Source organism: Seonamhaeicola marinus, assembly GCF_008085455.1.
The window spans coordinates 1-667 of record NZ_VSDQ01000176.1 but is presented as its reverse complement, the minus strand read 5'-3'; the positions used below and the strand labels follow the sequence as shown (position 1 = coordinate 667).

The window sequence follows — 667 nt, the reverse complement described above, 5'->3', positions numbered from 1 at the left end:
CCCCCTCAAGGCAGCGCGTCTACCAATTCCGCCACGTGTGCTTTATTAGTGGAGCAAATATATAATATCAACTTTAAAATAAACAAATCATTTTAAGTTTAATTCTTAAAGCAGGTATGTGTAAATCATTTATTCTAGCTATTTAAACATTTGTGCTACTTAAAAGTGGTTATAAAATTTACATTTGACAATAAATTAAAACAAACTATAAATGAAACAAAATTATACGTTCACTTTATTGTTGCTTTTTAGCTTAAATATGTTTGCAAAAGATATTTATGTAGCAAAAAATGGTGATGATAGTAACCCAGGAACCATGGAGAGTCCTTACTTAACCATATCAAAAGCAGCTAGTGTTGCTGTAGCCGGAGATATTGTTTATATAAGAGAAGGAACTTACGAAGAAACGTTAACACCTGCAAATTCAGGAACACCAGGTAATCCTATAATTTTTCAATCATATCCTGGAGAAAAAGTAATTATTTCAGCAATGGAAGCCTTATCAGGTTGGACCCAAGATAGTGGTGCTATTTATAAAACAACTATTTCCTTTAATTCTCTAGGTCAAGGAAACTTTGTTGTAAATGATCAAACACCCCTAAATTTAGCCAGATGGCCAAATAAAACTAGTAACGATCCTTTTATTCTTAATTCTATAAGAAATACA

1 protein-coding gene is annotated in these 667 nt (G+C 31.6%); it reads left to right on the top strand.

All coding sequences use genetic code 11. The features are described 5' to 3' along the window. Window positions 1–211: 211 nt before the first annotated feature. The coding region (locus FUA24_RS02860) for a right-handed parallel beta-helix repeat-containing protein (RefSeq protein WP_148539998.1) at window positions 212–667 on the top strand (456 nt) is incomplete at its 3' end.